The organism is Flavobacterium sp. 90, from assembly GCF_004339525.1.
Classification (GTDB): domain Bacteria; phylum Bacteroidota; class Bacteroidia; order Flavobacteriales; family Flavobacteriaceae; genus Flavobacterium.
This window is the reverse complement of record NZ_SMGE01000001.1, coordinates 2,534,266-2,553,565: the sequence shown is the minus strand read 5'-3', so window position 1 is coordinate 2,553,565 and position 19,300 is coordinate 2,534,266. Positions and strand designations below refer to the sequence as shown.

Annotated in this window: 10 protein-coding genes; 5 read left to right on the top strand and 5 right to left on the bottom strand. The window is 36.4% G+C overall.

Annotated elements, in window-relative coordinates; translation table 11 throughout:
- Positions 1-49: 49 nt before the first annotated feature.
- The 3 genes from C8C83_RS10235 to C8C83_RS10225 all read right to left on the bottom strand — a co-directional run bounded on the left by C8C83_RS10235 (position 50) and on the right by C8C83_RS10225 (position 3,103).
- The gene (locus C8C83_RS10235; RefSeq protein WP_121328379.1) at positions 50-310 is read right to left on the bottom strand and encodes a hypothetical protein; all 261 of its coding nucleotides are present in this window, start codon (positions 308-310) and stop codon (positions 50-52) included.
- Positions 311-485: 175 nt separating this feature from the next.
- Positions 486-1,319, bottom strand: a complete 834-nt coding sequence (locus tag C8C83_RS10230; RefSeq protein ID WP_233566044.1) for a LytTR family transcriptional regulator DNA-binding domain-containing protein — start codon at positions 1,317-1,319, stop codon at positions 486-488.
- Positions 1,320-1,564: 245 nt separating this feature from the next.
- Entirely contained in the window at positions 1,565-3,103 is a 1,539-nt protein-coding gene (locus C8C83_RS10225) for a glycine--tRNA ligase (protein ID WP_121328377.1), read from the bottom strand.
- Between the two features lie 98 nt (positions 3,104-3,201).
- On the opposite strand from C8C83_RS10225, the gene C8C83_RS10220 reads away from it, so the two are divergent.
- Positions 3,202-3,885 carry a phosphoribosyltransferase family protein gene (locus C8C83_RS10220; RefSeq protein ID WP_165877232.1) on the top strand — a complete coding sequence of 228 codons (684 nt, stop codon included), beginning with the start codon at positions 3,202-3,204 and terminating at the stop codon, positions 3,883-3,885.
- A gap of 409 nt (positions 3,886-4,294) precedes the next feature.
- Here C8C83_RS10220 and C8C83_RS10215 read toward each other — a convergent pair whose 3' ends face one another.
- Positions 4,295-6,991, bottom strand: coding sequence for a reprolysin-like metallopeptidase (locus tag C8C83_RS10215; protein ID WP_121328373.1), 2,697 nt, complete (start codon positions 6,989-6,991; stop codon positions 4,295-4,297).
- Positions 6,992-7,187: 196 nt separating this feature from the next.
- On the opposite strand from C8C83_RS10215, the gene C8C83_RS10210 reads away from it, so the two are divergent.
- The 4 genes from C8C83_RS10210 (at position 7,188) to C8C83_RS10195 (ending at position 11,514) form a co-directional block, all read left to right on the top strand.
- Positions 7,188-8,117, top strand: a complete 930-nt coding sequence (locus tag C8C83_RS10210) for a bifunctional riboflavin kinase/FAD synthetase (RefSeq protein ID WP_121328372.1) — start codon at positions 7,188-7,190, stop codon at positions 8,115-8,117.
- A 748-nt stretch (positions 8,118-8,865) separates the two neighbouring features.
- Positions 8,866-9,303 (top strand): hypothetical protein, encoded by a 438-nt coding sequence (locus tag C8C83_RS10205; RefSeq protein ID WP_099709916.1) that lies wholly within the window; start codon positions 8,866-8,868, stop codon positions 9,301-9,303.
- Between the two features lie 173 nt (positions 9,304-9,476).
- Positions 9,477-10,565 (top strand): biotin synthase BioB, encoded by a 1,089-nt coding sequence (gene bioB, locus C8C83_RS10200; RefSeq protein ID WP_099709917.1) that lies wholly within the window; start codon positions 9,477-9,479, stop codon positions 10,563-10,565.
- 82 nt (positions 10,566-10,647) lie between these two features.
- Positions 10,648-11,514 (top strand): cupin-like domain-containing protein, encoded by an 867-nt coding sequence (locus C8C83_RS10195; protein WP_121328370.1) that lies wholly within the window; start codon positions 10,648-10,650, stop codon positions 11,512-11,514.
- 138 nt (positions 11,515-11,652) lie between these two features.
- On the opposite strand, the gene C8C83_RS10190 is transcribed toward C8C83_RS10195, so the two are convergent.
- A complete protein-coding gene (locus C8C83_RS10190; RefSeq protein WP_158598148.1) occupies positions 11,653-19,065 on the bottom strand; it encodes a T9SS sorting signal type C domain-containing protein in 7,413 nt (2,470 codons plus the stop codon).
- Positions 19,066-19,300: the final 235 nt, after the last annotated feature.

The following is a 19,300-nucleotide window of genomic DNA, read 5'->3' as shown; positions in this document are numbered from 1 at the left end:
AAAGGCTGCCAGAAACTGACAACCTTTTTTTATACTAATTTTATTTCTCTTAGTCTAACTTTACTTTAGATTTTGTCACCTGACTATCAGAAGAAAAACTTTTAAATTTATTTCCAACTGCATTTACCTGATTTGAAGTATTATATGCAAAATCTGATTTTCTACCGATTCTTCCTAGCTGCCCACCATCTACACCAACACTTATATCAATATTTCCTGCTGTTGATTTATTTGTTTTTTCTGGAGTTACGAATGAAGTTGCTACCAATATTAAAGAAAATAATCCGAATGTTAAAGCTGCCTTTTTCATGATTTGAGGTTTTAAGTGTTTGATTTAAAATTTTTGGAGAATCATCGCTGGGGAGCGAATCATGGTGTAAAACTAACACTACAAACGAAAAAAACTTATATGAAAAAACAGGTTTATGGTAGAACATGCCCAATTGATAGTCAATGAACGTGAATTATATGTAAACGCCTAATTTTTAGACTTCTAAATAATTTCCTGCTGCAAAATCGGCAATAATTAAATCAACATTTGATTTATACGTTTTCGAAAAAGGAATCTTTTTCGAAGAATTTTTTATGTAACAAATTGAGTTTCCGTTATGAATTCTGGCAATATAATTTCGATTAATAATATAGCTATTATGAATTCGGATAAATGGATACTCTAAAACACTCTCAAAATGCTTCAACGTTTTAAAAGCTGTTATCATTTCGCCCGAATTTAGGTAAATATCAGTCGAATTATTATCAGCTTGAAAATAGGAGATATCTGATGCACTAATGTAGCGATAATCACCGTAAGATTTTACACATATTAATAAAGAGTTTTCAACAATTTTAGAAGTTTTTTCAGCGGGAATTATTGAAGTTGAAATTTCTTGGGAAGCACTAACTGTATTGACCTCAACAACTTCCTTGTTTAATTTCAGAATACTTTTTAATACATCAATTGTTATTATCGGTTTTAAAATGTAATCAAAAACACCATATTGAATGGCGTCAAAAGCCCATTCTTTTGTAAAAGTTGTAACAATTATCTTAGGTAAAATTGATAAAAACCGATGTAACTCATTGATAAAAGCCAACGACAAATTACTGGATAAATCTTTGGGATCAATTTCCAGAAAAACAATTGAAGGTTTATGCTCTAAAACTAAATTTAAACCTTCTTGATAATTCGTTGTCGAAGCCACAAAAACCAATTCTGAAAAACCTTCTGCAATTGTTCGGGTTTTCAAAATACTCTCTGTATCATCGTCAATTATAATATACGAATACTTTTTCAATATTGGTTTATGTTGTTCTTTCATTAATTCACGACAACTATTGCTTTAGTTTCATCATTACTCCTGAAAAAATTTAATTTTAATATATTTTATACAATTAAAATTACGCAATTCATTTATCTAAACTTTTCAATGTTAATACATTATGAACAAATGTTAAAACATAAAGCTGAAATGCAAATTTCATCGACAAAATACACATTTTTGGATAAAAAAAATCCCAAATTCCATAAAGGAATTTGGGATTTTATATTATTAAGTATAAAAATTTACATTTTCATCAACCAGTTTTTCATAGAAACCTCGTTTTCAATAATGTCTTTCAATTCAGAAATTTTCACACGATCTTGTTTCATTGTATCTCTATGACGAATTGTTACTGTTTCGTCTTCGATAGTTTGATGATCTACTGTAATACAAAACGGAGTTCCAAGAGCATCTTGTCTTCTATAACGACGTCCTACAGCATCTTTTTCATCATAGGCTACTGTAAAATCCCATTTTAAATCATCAATGATTTTTCTGGCGATATCTGGTAATCCATCTTTTTTAACCAATGGTAAAATAGCTGCTTTTGTTGGCGCTAAAACCGAAGGTAATTTAAGAACTGTTCTTGTAGAACCATCTTCAAGAGTTTCTTCTTGCAATGATGTAGCAAAAACAGCCAGGAACATACGATCTAAACCAACTGAAGTTTCTACTACATATGGCACATAGTTTTCATTCAATTCCGGATCAAAATACTGTAATTTTCTACCTGAATATTGTTCGTGTGCTTTTAAATCGAAATCTGTTCTTGAGTGAATACCTTCTAATTCTTTGAAACCAAAAGGGAAATTAAACTCAATATCAGCCGCAGCATTTGCATAGTGCGCTAATTTTTCGTGATCGTGAAAACGGTAATTTTCTTTTCCTAATCCTAAAGACAAGTGCCAGTTTAAACGAGTTTCTTTCCAATGGTGATACCATTTCATTTCTTCACCCGGACGAACGAAAAATTGCATTTCCATTTGTTCGAATTCACGCATACGAAAGATGAATTGTCTTGCAACAATCTCATTTCTGAACGCTTTACCGGTTTGAGCAATTCCAAAAGGAACTTTCATACGACCAGATTTCTGAACGTTTAAAAAGTTCACAAAAATACCCTGAGCCGTTTCCGGACGTAAATATAAATCCATTGCAGACTCTGCAGAAGCTCCAAGTTTAGTTCCGAACATTAAGTTGAATTGCTTAACATCTGTCCAGTTTTTTGAACCGGTTTCAGGATCAGCAATTTCTAATTCTTCGATTAAAGCTTTTACATCCTGAAGATCATCAGTCATACCTTTTGCAAGTCTTGCTAAAATTTCTTTGTTTTTTGAAAGATATCCTACCACGCGAGCATTTGTCGTAACAAATTCTTCTTCATTAAAAGCGTCACCAAAACGAACTCTGGCTTTTTCAATTTCTGTTTTAGCTTTTACATTTAGCTTTTCAGCATATTCTTCTACTAAAACGTCAGCTCTATATCTTTTTTTCGAATCTTTATTGTCAATTAACGGATCATTGAAAGCATCAACGTGGCCTGAAGCTTTCCAAGTCGTTGGATGCATTAATATTGCAGCATCAAGGCCGACAATATTCTCATTCATCTGAACCATTGATTTCCACCAATATTCACGGATATTCTTTTTTAACTCGACACCATTTTGTGCATAATCATAGACTGCACTTAATCCATCGTATACTTCGCTTGACGGAAAAATAAATCCGTACTCTTTTGCGTGCGAAACCACATTCTTAAATAAATCTTCTTGTTTTGCCATAGTGATGCAAAAATATAAAAAGTACGTTTAAAAAAAAGAAAAATTACAAAGATTGCAGGATTGATTTTGTTATTTTTGTAACTAAATTCTTTCTATTTGTGTTTAAATATCTTATCAACCTGTTTTTTCCTAAAGTTTGCGCCGGATGTCATACCGTTTTGGTTACTAACGAAACTGTTTTATGCACAAGTTGTCGGCATGAAATGCCTCTTACTCAATATCATTTGGATGATAAAAATGAAGCAGTCAAAAAGTTTTATGGCAAAATTGAGATCGAACACGCATCGGCACTTTTGTATTTTAATAAAAAAGGAATCGTTCAGGAACTCATTCACAATTTAAAATACAAAGGTCATGAAGAGATTGGTTTTGTTTTAGGAAATTGGTATGTCGAAGATTTAAAAGAATTGAATTTAGAAACTCCTTTTGATTTTGTGGTTCCTGTTCCGCTTCATCCAAAAAAACTAAAAGAAAGAGGTTATAATCAGGTTACTACTTTTGGAAAAACTTTAAGCGAAGGATTGAATATTCCGTATAACGATTCGACTTTATATCGAAAAATATATTCTAAAACGCAATCAAAAAAGAATCTCGCCGGAAGATCTGATAATATCGAAAATATCTTTGATGTTATTTCTACAGAAGAATATCAAAACAAACATTTCTTAATTGTCGATGATGTTTTAACAACGGGCGCAACACTTGAAGCTTGCTCACGTGCTTTATTAAAAATTCCGGGAACAAAAATCAGTATTGTTTGTATGGCAATTGCGAATTCTTAATGTTATTAGCCACGGATTTTACGGATTAAACAGATTAGCGCAGGTTATATTTACAATGCCAAAACGCACTGCTGTGCGCCTCTACGGTAATAATCAATAAAATTAATAAACGATTATAGACGAAAAATCTGTGTCAATCGGTTTAATCCGCAAAATCCGTGGGCAAAATTAATCCACAACAAGATGCACTGCTGTGCGCCTCTACGGTAATCATCAATAAAATTAATAAACGATTATACACGAAAAATCTGTGTCAATCGGTTTAATCCGCAAAATCCGTGGGCAAAATTAATCCACAACAAGATGCACTGCTGTGCGCCTCTACGGTATTAATCAATAGAATTTATTAAACTATTTTATAATAAAAATCAGTGTAAACCCGTTTAATCCGCAAAATCCGTGGGCAAAATTAATTCACAACAATTTTCTTAACTGTTCTTTTATCTCCATCAATTACTGTTACAAGATAAATTCCTGCAGATACTTGTGGCAATTGAATATTCTGATCAAAATTAGAAGTAGGATCAAAAGAGTTAGAATAAACTTTTTTGCCTAAAATATCGTGTACATAAACCTGAACTCTATTAGTGGCGTCACTTTCAAATTGAACAGTAAAATTTCCTTTACTTGGATTTGGATAAAGAACAAAATCTATGGTATTGAAATCCTCTGTTCCTAATGTAAATGTCTGACTGCAAATGTTTATCGAAGCTGAATTTATTGTTCCAAATTTCCCCAAAACAGCATCACGAACTCTAAAAGTCCAATTCCCTTGTGGATTCTGACCATTAAAAACATTCAAAGCATCAACCGGAAGTACAATTTGCGAGGTTATTTTACTACAATCCAAATTTACTCCGTCGTCATCAAACTGCGCAACTAAGGTAGAAGCTACATCTGTACAGGCTTTATTAAACAAAACAACAGCTGTTCCTTGCGGATTTATAACTTGGATCTCTAAATCAGAAAGTCTGTCGTGTGTTACATTTATCGAAACATTTACATCCTCAATTACTCCTGTTGATGCTGGTACTGTTACCGTTTTAGAAGTATAAGTAGTTGAATACGGAATACTGAAAGCACTTCCGAAACTATAAGTATCGCAGATTGTTTTTGAAGTATATCCTATTGCAAATGGCGTACTATTTAATGCATAATAAATATTTGAAACTGGTTCAATCAAGATTCTGCAATTTTTTGATGAAGGTACACTTGCCGGAAGTGTGATAACTTCGGAACCATCATTTGGTGTATTTGCCGCAAGAGTTATCGGAAAAGTCAATCCTTCATCTGTAGACAATTTTATATTTACTGTCGAAGATCCAACCAAAGTATTTGTATTATTGACACTCCAAGTTACTGTTTGACTCAATCCCTGAGTCCAACTTACATTTTTATCTTTGTGTGAAGTAACTGCAAATGGTCCGGCAAATGAAGCAACAGTTACCACCATAGCATCTGTATAGGTTTGAGCTTTTCCCTGAGCTGCATTATCACGTCCGGTTAATGTAAAATTTAGTGTTCTTGCAATATCCGAAACAGATTCCCAAGTTGTCGTCAGCTTATTTTGAAGTACTGAATCATAACTTGGCATATATCGAATTGGTGAACTTACAGGTCGCATTGATCTAAACAATGGACCATCTGGTTTTGTGGGATATGCAATACTAGTACTTTTATCTGTTGTAGTGGCACTATCATTTTCTTCCCAGGTATAAGTAACAGAATCCCCTTCAGGATCAGAACCTGTACCTTTTAAAACAAATGCCGTACTAATAGGAATCGTATAATCTAAACCGGCGTCAATTACGGGAGGATTATTAGTTAAAGGCGTACTAACCGGACAGTTTAGTGTGGCAAGATTTTCCTGAATTTGCAAAATACTGGCATAAGCAAAATAATCATCCGAATTGTTTTGAACATCATAATCCGTAATTCCTGCATAACCCATAAGCGTAGAACCGCTTCCTGGTTCAACACTAGTTCCTGTACCTTCAATAGAATAAGAAAAAGTATGAGTTGCACCTAGTTGATGACCCAATTCATGCGCTACAAAATCAATATCAAAAGTATCTCCCTGAGGTATTCCATTTGATGGAGATGTATATGCACTTCCTTTACCAATAGTATTTACTGATGGAGGGCTACTGCAAATACAACCTATACAACCTGCATTTCCTCCTCCTCCAGAAGCTCCAAACAAATGACCTATGTCATAATTTGCCTCACCTATTACACTTGTTATATTATTCTGTGCTTCAATATTCCACACTTGATAATCACTTGTACCAGGATAATCTGCTGTTCCATCACTGGCTTTAGAATAAGGATCTGTCGTTGCATTTGTATAAATTATTGCATCATTATTGGCAATCAAAATTAATTGTACCGCTAAATCTTTATTAAAAACACCATTAACTCTTGTCATAGAAGCATTCATACCCGCTAATGCTCCGGCTTTTGTGCCTCCAAAAAAAGCAGTATATTCTCCTGTACAAGACAATGCTAATCGCAAAGTTTTGAAAACTTTATTACTTGCAGTTGTTTTTGCTGTCTTTTTTGTTGACTTATTTTTTGAAACAACATCTTTAAGTCCGCAAACTAATTTAGAAGTGCTATTAAGACTGTGATTTGAGGTAAACAATACATATCCGGTTTTATCATCCGGATTTTGCTCTATAAATTCTGTTGGTTTATCAGCACGAATTACCATAGTCTGCATACCTATTGGCGCTACACTAAAGTGAATTTTAGCCGTTTTATCGTCCAAACCGCTTCCTTCATAAGCTCTGATTTCCGGATATTTAGCTTGCAATTCCGGTTCAAAATTCGAAGATTCCCAAACCTGAAATCGCTCTAAAGCGCCTTTTGCATTCGGAATTGCAATTGTAGTCGTAGTACTTTTTGAACTTTTATTTGTTGTAGAAGATAATTTTGCTTGTAGAGATTCAGCATTTAATTTATAGTATAATCTATCTGAATCACTTGTACCTGTTCTTTTACTAAGTGCTGTATTTGAACTAACTTTTTGCCATAAATCATCACTTTGCGCTTGAATTTGGGCACAACAAAATATAATCAATAATAAAAGTAATTGTTTTTTCATCCTAATAAGTGGTATTTAGAATTCAAAATTAAACGAATTAAATTAAATTCTTACATAAATACGACAATTAATGCTTTTTGCTCGACGAGTATCCCATTTTTCACAAAAAGAAATAGAATCTCATTAAAAATCAATTAGTCGTAGTGCCAAATTTAAAATAGATAGTATAAATTTGCACCATCTTAAATTATTTGTTTTGAAGCTCTTTCATTCTATAAACGATTTTCAGTCAACCAAGAAAACGATTTTAACTCTTGGAACCTTTGACGGTGTACATATTGGTCATAAAAAAATTCTGGAACGAATTACTCAAAATACAGAAAACGGAAAATACGAAAGTTTAGTGCTTACTTTTTTTCCGCATCCAAGAATGGTTTTACAAGAAAAATCAGAAATCAAACTCTTAAATACGATTTCTGAAAAAACGAAACTTCTGGAAGCAACCGGAATAGAAAATCTTGTTATTCATCCGTTTAACGAAAGTTTCTCCAGATTAACTGCCGAAGAATTTGTTCATTCTATTTTAGTAGATCAATTTCATATTCAGAAAATAATTATTGGTCACGATCATCGTTTTGGAAGAAACAGAACGGCAAACATTGACGATTTAATCGCTTTTGGTGCTGAATACGGTTTTGAAGTGGAGCAGATTTCAGCTCAAGAAATTCAGGATGTTTCTGTGAGTTCTACTAAAATCAGAAAAGCGTTAAACGAAGGAAATATGGCTCTTGCCAATGATTATCTGGGTTATGACTACTTTTTGTCCGGTGAAGTTGTAAAAGGAAAACAATTAGGAAGAACGATTGGTTTTCCAACAGCAAATATCCAAATTGAAGAAGATTACAAGCTTATTCCTAAAACCGGCGTTTATGTTGTTAAAGCCATTGTGGATCAAAAAGAAGTTTATGGAATGATGAATATTGGTTTTAATCCAACTGTAAATGGGCAAAAACAAACCATCGAAGTAAATCTTTTTGACTTTGATGCTGATATTTACGGGCAAAAAATCGAAGTTTCATTATTGGAATATCTTCGTGAAGAGCAAAAATTTGGTTCAGTAGATTTATTGAAAGAACAATTAAATCAGGATAGAATAAATGCTTTAGCTTTTGTGAGCGAGCTTTAGTATCTTTTAAATATCACATTCGTTATTCTTTCGCGGAAGCGTAATTTTTATTGTTCTGCAAAATGTGTAATCCCTACGGGATATTTATTTGGTGCGGATCTTTTTTTCTACCAACATATAATCTCTACGAGATATTCTTTTTTTTTTCGAAATTAATATTAGAATCACTCGCAAAATACTTTTGCTGAAGCTCAATCTTATACTCTCTCCAAATGTGTAGTCCCTACGGGACATTTTTTGGTGCGGGTGTTTTTTTTCTACCAACATCTAATCTCTACGAGATATTTTCTTTTTCGAAATTAATATTAGAATCACTTGCAAAATACTTTTGCTGAAGCTCAATCTTATACTCTCCCTAAATGTGTAGTCCCTACGGGACATTTATTTGGTGTGAATACTTTTTTTTCTACCAACATGTAATCTCTACGAGATATATTCTTAGCACTTTAATATTTGGCAACAAATTATCCTCAATCAAAATATACTCCGCTAGGAGTTAAATGTTGGTAACGGCACATAATCTCCATCAAAATATATTCCGTTAGGAATTAAATCTTGGTAGCAAAACAATACCCAATCTACATAAATGTCCCGTAGGGACTACACTTTACAACAACAAAATATTTTTTGCGCCAACCTCAGCATACTTTTTACCATTTTTAAATCATCGTAGTTATTTTTTTAGTAAATTTGATATAGAACTCTGTTTATCAAATATTTAATACTAACTTCTTTAAAAATAACCACTATGAAATTACCTAAAGAAATTACCAACGGGTTTTTGATATTCCTTGGAATAGGAATTTATTTTTTATTGATGAACGTTTTAGGTTTAGCTCATTTATTTTACCTGCGTACCCTGAATGTATTTTTTATATTTTATGGCGTAAACAAAACCATGAAAATGAATTTGCATGAAGGAGAAACCAATTTTGTGTCAAATGCTGTTTCTGCAATGGCAACTTCAGTAGTTGGCGTGGCTTTGAGCGTTTTTGGATTATTAGTTTACAGTTATGCAAGAGGTGGTGATGCTTATGTAAAAACATTATCCGAAACTTTTATGTTTGGAGGAAATCCTTCTGTACCAACTTATTGTATATGTTTATTATTTGAAGGAATCGCTTCGTCGGTCATTGTCACCTTGATGATGATGTTATATTGGAATAACAAATATGTAGCCGATTAATATTTCAAAATAAAATAGATCATTTAACACTCTAAAATCATAAAAAAATATAATTATGTGATTTTAGAGTGTTTCTTTTTTGAAAATCGCTGTCAAATATTCATTTACAGGATTCAGCATTGGTTGATTAGAACAATTTCGTTACTTTTGAACCTTCAAAAACAATGTACCTAATGAGCATTACAAAACACAACTGGACAAAAGACGAGATAATCGCCATATATAATAAACCTATGATGGACTTGCTTTATGAAGCAGCAACTATACATAGACAAAAACATGATCCGAACGTAGTTCAGGTATCAACTTTACTATCTATCAAAACCGGAGGTTGTCCGGAAGATTGCGGTTATTGTCCGCAAGCTGCCCGATATAACACTGGCGTAGAAGGTAATGATCTAATGAGTGTAAGTCAGGTAAAAGCTCAGGCTTTGCGTGCAAAATCAAGCGGATCTTCCCGCGTTTGTATGGGTGCTGCCTGGAGAAACGTAAAAGATGGTGAAGAGTTTGATCAGGTTCTGGAAATGGTTCGTACCATTAACAAACTAGATATGGAGGTTTGTTGTACTTTAGGTATGATTACCGAAAATCAAGCACAACGTTTAGCAGAAGCTGGTTTATATGCCTACAATCACAACTTAGATACTTCTGAAGAATATTATAAAGATGTAATTTCTACTCGTGGTTTCGAAGACCGTTTGCAAACTATCGAAAATGTTCGTAAAACGAATGTTACCGTTTGTAGTGGAGGAATTATTGGTATGGGAGAAAGCATCGAAGACAGAGCGGGAATGCTTGTTGCACTTTCTACTTTAAACCCTCAACCGGAATCTGTGCCAATTAATGCATTAGTTGCCGTTGAAGGAACTCCGATGGAGGAAGAAAAACCAGTTGAAATCTGGGAAATGATTCGAATGGTAGCAACTACAAGAATTGTTATGCCGGACACGCAAGTTCGTTTATCAGCCGGAAGAACAAATATGAGTCGCGAAGGACAGGCAATGTGCTTTTTTGCCGGTGCAAATTCTATTTTTGCAGGTGATAAATTATTGACTACTCCAAATCCTGATGTTCACGAAGACATGAAAATGTTTGAAATGTTAGGCTTAATTCCACAAAAACCATTTGTTAAAGTTTCGCAACCACAAACTGTTGAAGCAGCTGATTCTCAATTTGCTCCATTGGGCGAAAAACCTAAGTGGACAAGACCTGGACATACAATCGAAAGAAACCTCGAGGCTTCGATCAAATCAAAAATTTAATTAAAAGAGTCCATAAATCTCACAAAATATTTTTAAATTGCTTCTTGACTTAGTGTCAGAAGCAATTTTTTTATTTAGAGAGATGAAGTTAAAACAAATCGAAAGGGTAAAAAAAATCTCAAAATCTGATTTTATTTCCCAATATGTAAAAAAGCAAATTCCCGTTGTTATTGAAGAACTGACAGAAGACTGGCCAGCATATCATAAATGGAAATTATCATACATTAAAGAAATCGCAGGCGAAACCATCGTCCCTTTATACGATGACAGACCCGTAAATCATGAAGATGGCTTTAATGAAGCTCATACTAAAATGAAGATGAGCGATTACATTAATCTTCTGGAGCAAAAACCTACCAATTATCGCATCTTTCTTTATAATCTAATGAAAGAGCTCCCAACATTAAAAAACGACTTTCTATGGCCTGATATTGGTCTAAAATTGGTCAAGCAAATGCCAATGCTGTTTTTTGGCGGAGAAAAAGCAAGAGTCTTTATGCATTATGATATTGATTATTCTAATATTTTGCATTTTCACTTTCATGGAGAAAAACAATGTATGCTTTTTGCTCCAAATCAGACTAAGTTTCTGTACAAGGTCCCTCACGCTTTGATCTCGCGAGAAGACATTGATTTTGACAATCCGGATTACGAAAAATTTCCTGCCCTAAAAAATGCCGAAGGTTATATCACCAATCTCAAACACGGAGAAATGTTATATATGCCCGAAGGTTATTGGCATTATATGAAATACCTGACTCCCGGATTTTCTATGAGTTTAAGAGCTTTCCCAAAAAACATTAAGAACTTATCAAAAGCAGTTTATAATGTTTTCATCATGCGCCATTTTGATATTTTAATGCGAAAAATTAAAGGTCAAAAATGGATTGATTATAAAAATGAAAAAGCGGTTAGCAAAACTAACGGAAGTTTGCAAAAGACTTTTTAAGAGGAAAATATTCAACTAAAAAGATGGATTAACAATATATAATATTCACTTTAGATAAATACATAAAAAAGCCATTCCACAAAACGGAATGGCTTTTCTTTTGGTAAAACAATTTGGTTTCAGAATTATTTTATCACCTTAAAAGACAACTTTCTTGGTCGATACATAACCGTTTTCTAAAATAACTTTTACAAATAAAACCTGATTTCCGGATTGCAAATTTGTTATTTGTAATTCAGTATTTCCGATTTTCTTTTTATCATAAAGCATTTTTCCGGAAACATCATAAATAACAACTTCATTAATAGCGTCTTTGAGTGAGGATACTTTTATGTTTTTATTTTTTACAAAAGCAATAACATTATCTTCGTTTTTATCAAAGTCTTCAACTCCTAAAGTTTTCGAGTATCGCAGCACAAAACGGTCTGCAAAAATGCCTGTTGTAGTTGTAAAAGTATAGTTGCTTGCTCTCAAATCGTGCATAACACCAGTAGTTTTATCTTCCAGAAAAATAGGTTGAGTACTTAATTGACCATCGGCATGATCTATTGCAATGGTAAAATCACCTGCAATTGCGGATCTATATCCTAAGGGAACAATATCAGAATTTTTAAACGGTAATGCGCGTCCCTGAATCACAAGTTTTAGATCTCCATTTATACTGTAAAAATCTAAATATTTGTTTGCATCTGCTGTGATTCCATCATAATTAGTATCCCAACCATCTGTTGCTCCTTCAATATAACCAACTAACAATTGCTTGAATGCTCCTTGGGTATTTGTTAGATTAAGCCAGACACGGTTCTTTTCATTCTTTGAATTTGCATCTTTAAAAAATTGCGTGTTATTCCCTGAAATACGCATTGAGTTTGTAAAAACAGCGTTTTGTCCTGTTTTTGATTTCACAAAGAATGATTGCCCTGCTGCAATATATCCCAATGGAGGATTTTGATTTCCAGGTGTTGTTGCTCCATCTCCTGTCATATTGCCTATAACTACACTGCCTGATAAATTATAAGTTGCATAATCTTCAGAATTATATTGGTATGTTGTACTATTGGGAGCTGAATTGTGAGTCCAAAAATATAAAGTACCATAAACATTTGCCGTATTATCGACGATAAATTGATCTGCATAAATTGCAGAAGGATATGGATTTCCTAATAAGCTCCATTTCTCCGCTGCTCCCAAACTTATATTGTATGGACCATTATTTGGAACTCCTTCAAATGATGCATTATAAACCACCGGATTATTAATATCATAATTTTGCGGAGCTCTTACGGTATAACCAACTCCTGCTAACATTGGTGCGGTTCCATTATTAATAATTATCCATCCTGTTAAAGGATCATATCTTTCATACTTATCAATCAAAGTATTTGGAGACAAATCATGTAACGTAAAAGCCGGAGTACGTGTAACCGGAGATGACCAATAGGTAAAATCATAACGACGAACCGGGGGAGTATCTCGTTTATAAAAAATATTTCCTGTGTTAACTGAGTTGTTTACCTGAAGAAGGCTGGCATTGTTTTCAAAAATCAAAGTTCCTCCATTATTATTTAAAAAATTATCAATGGTTAATGTATGATTGGATTTTACAGTAACATTAACTCCGGGGTGCACAATACATGAGCAGGCACTTAAGTTTCCTGTTGTTTGATAATTTCCTGCAAACTCAACGCCGTCAGTTTCTATAGGTGGACTTCCATTAGACCAAACTGAACCATTCCAAATATTTGTAACAGGCGGTACAATTACAATACCTGTTGTTGGTAACGAAGGACAATTTGCCCCATCCTGAATCGTAAAATAATAAGTACCCGGAGATAAATTAGTAACGGTATAACCAGCGCCAAAATCAGTATAAGTTTGCAAAGATGTGCCGGTTTGATTAATGATCACGTTAGGACCAGTGATTAAGCCATTTAAAACTACACTTCCTGTAGGATTAACACATGTTGGTGGTACTATAGTTCCTGGTACCGGAGTAGATGGTCTTGAATCAATATCAATTCTTGTTTCTATTGAAAAATCTTCTGCACAGGTTCCGTTTTTTATCACAGCTCGATAACTAGTACTCGTTAATAATATTCCTGGCTGATAAGCAACACCTGTATGACTTATAGATTGCCATACATATGGCAAAGATTCGGCGTATTCCCATCTGACAATAGTACCGTTATAACCACTTAAAGTTAATAAAGGACTTGGATCTCCGCTACAAACATGCGCTCCTCCGTTTACAATTCCGGGTTGTGTTTTTGTTACATTTGTTGAGTTACTTGCACTCACAACTGCAGCACATCCATTTGAAGAATAACTTACCATAACTGTTTTATTTCCTGTTATTTTCCATTGTAATGTGACTGTATTATTGGTAGTTGATATTCCACCTGAGGTAATATTATAATCTGTACCTGCAACTCCGGGAACCGTCCAAAGATAATTTGTTTGTCCAGCCAAAGTGGTGTAGGTCACGCTATCATCAACACAAACAGTTGCTCCAGGCTGAACAGAAAAAACCGGAACCGGTAATGGATTAACGGTTATAGTCGCTGAACCTCCCGTAAAACCTGAACTTCTTATACAGGTATTGGCATCGGTCACGGAAACTAAAGTATAAGTTGTTGTACTTAAAACCGGAGTGACCGCCGTTGCAAAAGCTGTTCCGCTTGCAACACTTACACTGCGATTGGCAACTCCATCATTATAAACTACCGTAAACGGTCCTGTTCCGGATGTTGCTGTAAACGTTAATTGTCCCCCTCCAGTCGCACAAAATGGACCATTAGCCGACAAGGTTCCTTGTGGTAATGGGGTAACGGTTATCGTGGCTGAACCTCCGGTGAAACCTGAACTTCGTACACAAGTATTGGCATCAGTAACCGAAACTAAAGTATAGGTTGTTGTACTTAAAACAGGAGTGACAACCGTTGCAAAAGCTGTTCCGCTTGCAACACTTACACTTCGATTGGCAACTCCATCATTATAAACCACAGTAAATGGTCCTGTTCCGGATGTTGCGGTAAACGTTAATTGTCCAGCGCCAGTTGCACAAAATGGACCATTAGCCGATAAGGTTCCTTGTGGTAATGGGGTAACGGTGATAGTCGCTGAACCTCCGGTAAAACCTGAACTTCTCACGCAAGTATTAGCATCGGTAACGGAAACTAAAGTATAGGTTGTTGTACTTAAAACCGGAGTGACAGCTGTTGCAAAAGCTGTTCCGCTTGCAACACTTACACTGCGATTGGCAACTCCATCATTATAGACTACCGTAAATGGTCCTGTTCCGGATGTTGCTGTAAAAGTTAATTGTCCAGCGCCAGTCGCGCAAAATGGACCATTAGCTGACAAACTTCCTTGTGGTAATGGATTAACGGTGATAGTCGCTGAACCTCCGGTGAAACCGGAACTTCTTATACAAGTATTTGCATCGGTAACCGAAACTAAAGTATAGGTTGTTGTACTTAAAACTGGTGTTTGGAAAGTTGCAAAAGCTGTTCCGCTTGCCACACTTACACTGCGATTTGCCACTCCATCATTATAAACCACAGTAAATGGTCCTGTTCCGGATGTTGAGGTAAAAGTTAATTGTCCGGCGCCAGTTGCACAAAATGGACCATTGGCTGACAAACTTCCTTGTGGTAATGGGGTAACGGTGATAGTCGCTGAACCTCCGGTGAAACCAGAACTTCTTATACAGGTATTGGCATCGGTCACGGAAACTAAAGTATAGGTTGTTGTGCTTAAAACCGGAGTCACAGCCGTTGCAAAAGCTGTTCCGCTTGCAACACTAACGCTGCGATTGGCAACTCCATCATTATAAACCACTGTAAATGGTCCTGTTCCGGATGTTGCTGTAAACGTCAATTGTCCAGCGCCAGTTGCGCAAAAAGGACCATTGGCTGACAAGGTTCCTTGTGGTAATGGGGTAACGGTGATAGTCGCTGAACCTCCGGTGAAACCAGAACTTCTTATACAGGTATTGGCATCGGTCACGGAAACTAAAGTATAAGTTGTTGTACTTAAAACCGGAGTGACAGCCGTTGCAAAAGCGGTTCCGCTTGCAACACTTACACTACGATTTGCAACTCCATCATTATAAACCACAGTAAATGGTCCTGTTCCTGATGTTGCTGTAAAAGTTAATTGTCCGGCGCCAGTTGCACAAAAAGGACCATTGGCAGACAAACTTCCTTGTGGTAATGGGGTAACGGTAATCGTTACTGAACCTCCGGTGAAACCTGAACTTCTTATACAAGTATTGGCATCAGTAACCGAAACTAAAGTATAGGTTGTTGTACTTAAAACCGGAGTTTGGAAAGTTGCAAAAGCTGTACCGCTTGCAACACTTACACTACGATTTGCAACTCCATCATTATAAACCACAGTAAATGGTCCTGTTCCGGATGTTGCTGTAAACGTTAATTGTCCGGCGCCAGTTGCGCAAAAAGGACCATTGGCTGACAAGGTTCCTTGTGGTAATGGGGTAACGGTTATCGTGGCTGAACCTCCGGTGAAACCTGAACTTCGTACACAAGTATTGGCATCGGTAACGGAAACTAAAGTATAAGTTGTTGTACTTAAAACCGGTGTTTGGAAAGTTGCAAAAGCGGTTCCGCTTGCCACACTTACACTACGATTTGCAACTCCATCATTATAAACCACAGTAAATGGTCCTGTTCCGGATGTTGCAGTAAACGTTAATTGTCCCGCTCCAGTCGCACAAAATGGACCATTGGCTGACAAGGTTCCTTGTGGTAATGGGGTAACGGTTATCGTTGCTGAACTTCCGGTGAAACCAGAACTTCTTATACAAGTATTGGCATCGGTAACGGAAACTAAAGTATAAGTTGTTGTACTTAAAACCGGAGTTTGGAAAGTTGCAAAAGCTGTACCGCTTGCCACACTTACACTGCGATTGGCAACTCCATCATTATAAACCACAGTAAATGGTCCTGTTCCGGATGTTGCGGTAAACGTTAATTGTCCCGCGCCAGTCGCACAAAAAGGACCATTGGCTGATAAGCTACCTTGTGGTAATGGGGTAACGGTTATCGTGGCTGAACCTCCGGTGAAACCAGAACTTCGTACACAAGTATTGGCATCGGTAACTGAAACTAAAGTATAGGTTGTTGTGCTTAAAACCGGAGTGACCGCCGTTGCAAAAGATGTTCCGCTTGCGACGCTTACACTGCGATTTGCCACTCCATCATTATAAACCACCGTAAATGGTCCTGTTCCGGATGTTGCGGTAAAAGTTAATTGTCCAGCGCCAGTCGCGCAAAAAGGACCATTAGCCGATAAGGTTCCTTGTGGTAAAGGTCTAACAGTTATAGTCGCTGAACTTCCGGTGAAACCAGAACTTCTTATACAAGTATTGGCATCGGTAACTGAAACTAAAGTATAAGTTGTTGTACTTAAAACTGGAGTGACAGCCGTTGCAAAAGCTGTTCCGCTTGCAACACTTACACTACGATTTGCCACTCCATCATTATAAACCACTGTAAATGGTCCTGTTCCGGATGTTGCGGTAAACGTTAATTGTCCCGCGCCAGTCGCACAAAAAGGACCATTGGCTGACAAACTTCCTTGTGGTAATGGGGTAACGGTTATCGTGGCTGAACCTCCAGTGAAACCTGAACTTCGTACACAAGTATTGGCATCGGTAACGGAAACTAAAGTATAGGTTGTTGTGCTTAAAACCGGAGTGACAACCGTTGCAAAAGCTGTACCGCTTGCAACACTAACGCTGCGATTGGCAATTCCATCATTATAAACGACAGTAAATGGTCCTGTTCCTGATGTTGCTGTAAAAGTTAATTGTCCCGCGCCAGTCGCACAAAAAGGACCATTAGCCGATAAGGTTCCTTGTGGTAATGGATTAACGGTGATAGTCGCTGAACTTCCGGTGAAACCAGAACTTCTTATACAAGTATTGGCATCGGTAACGGAAACTAAAGTATAGGTTGTTGTACTTAAAACCGGAGTGACAGCCGTTGCAAAAGCTGTTCCGCTTACTACACTATTTGCAGTGCGATTTGTAACGCCATCATTATAAACCACCGTAAACGGTCCGGTTCCGGATGTTGCAGTAAAAGTTAATTGTCCAGCGCCAGTCGCGCAAAATGGGCCATTGGCTGACAAACTTCCTTGTGGAGACGGGTTAACAGTTACGGTAGTTGCTGTAGAATTTAATGTCGAGCAAGTACCACTTTGCACTACAGCTCTAAATTGTGTAGTTTGTGTAAGTGCGTCCGAAGTATATGTTGTTGTTGTATTTGCAACAGATGTGGGAGTCCAAGTTGAAAACGGAGCTATTGAATATTCCCATCTAAGAACTGAGCCTACACTACTGGTTAATAATAAAGCAGCACTTGTTGAACCACTACAAATTGTTGTTCCTCCACCAGCGGATCCCGCTACTGTGTCCGGAGAAATTGTTACATTAGTAGTTATTCCTGAAATGGGAGAAACACAAACACCTGATGTTAATCCTGTAACAGCAATCGAACTTGTACCTGCAGTTGTTAGGCCTACTGCTGTAAAAGTTCCAGTACCTGCTGTATTTACTGTCATTGCTGCTGTCAATCCAGTAGCTGCGGGTGTACCTCGATTATAAGTAACCGTATAAATACCAATAGGCAAAGATGCAGCACTCGATGTAACTGTTACTGAAGATGTTGGTGATGTAATACAAACATTCGTTGCTGATATTCCCGTAATATTATAAGTTGGACATGTATAAGTAACTGTAACTTGTCCGTGAGCACCTGAACCTCCTACTTGAGAAGGATTTCCTACGGTCTGCAATCCACCACTCCCGCCACCACCGGGTGGACTACCTGCATTTCCTGGTCCATTACCTAATAATAAAGTTGAAAGAGCTGCACCTCCGGCACCTCCTCCGGTACCACCTGCATTACCACCAGCCCCAGATGAAAGCCCCAAACTTAATAAGGCAGCACTTCCGTTTCCTCCATTTATCCCAGAAGCTGTTGAAATGGAACCAATCGAAGCACTGCCTAATCCACCTGCTCCGCCACTGGGTGTACCGCCTGCTGTATTGGCTGTACCTCCTCCTCCTCCAACTGCTAAAATAACTGCTTCAAAACCTTGTATTGTTGAACTGCCTCCTGCTGTTCCACTTGAAGTTGTTCCAGTAACCGCTACGGCAACTTTAATATTTAAAGGCACTCCTGATAATGGATTAACTGTTATGAGACCATTTGCATATGCTCCTCCTCCTCCGCCTGCACCACTTCTTCCACTAAGTAAAGGAGAACTACCTGCACCTCCACCAGCACCACCGGCACCCCATGCTTTAATATCCATAGAGGTAATTCCTGCCGGAATAACTACTGTGCCATCAGCTGTAAATATGTGAGGTGGCTGAGCCCACAGTGAAGTGCATACAAAAGATAAAACTAAAACTAGTTTGAACTTTCTATTAAAAAATGCTGGTTTATATTGCTCATTTAGAAACAAATGTTCCTTTAGAACAGGAATAAAAATCAAATAGTTAAGTAAGATTCTTTTCATAAGAGGCATTTTAGATAATTAAAAAAAAACAGATCCACAATCAAAGCATGAATTCTCTTAAAAAACTTTAAATACCATATAAGCGGAACAGGAACGCTTAAAAAACGTCCTAAAACCTAGGAAAAGATGTAGAAATAAACGTTAAGTACTTATTTGTTTATTTAATGGTATTTAAATTTAACAATCAGTATTTAGGCGAATAAAAAACTAAAAAAATAATCTTAGTTTTTGAGAG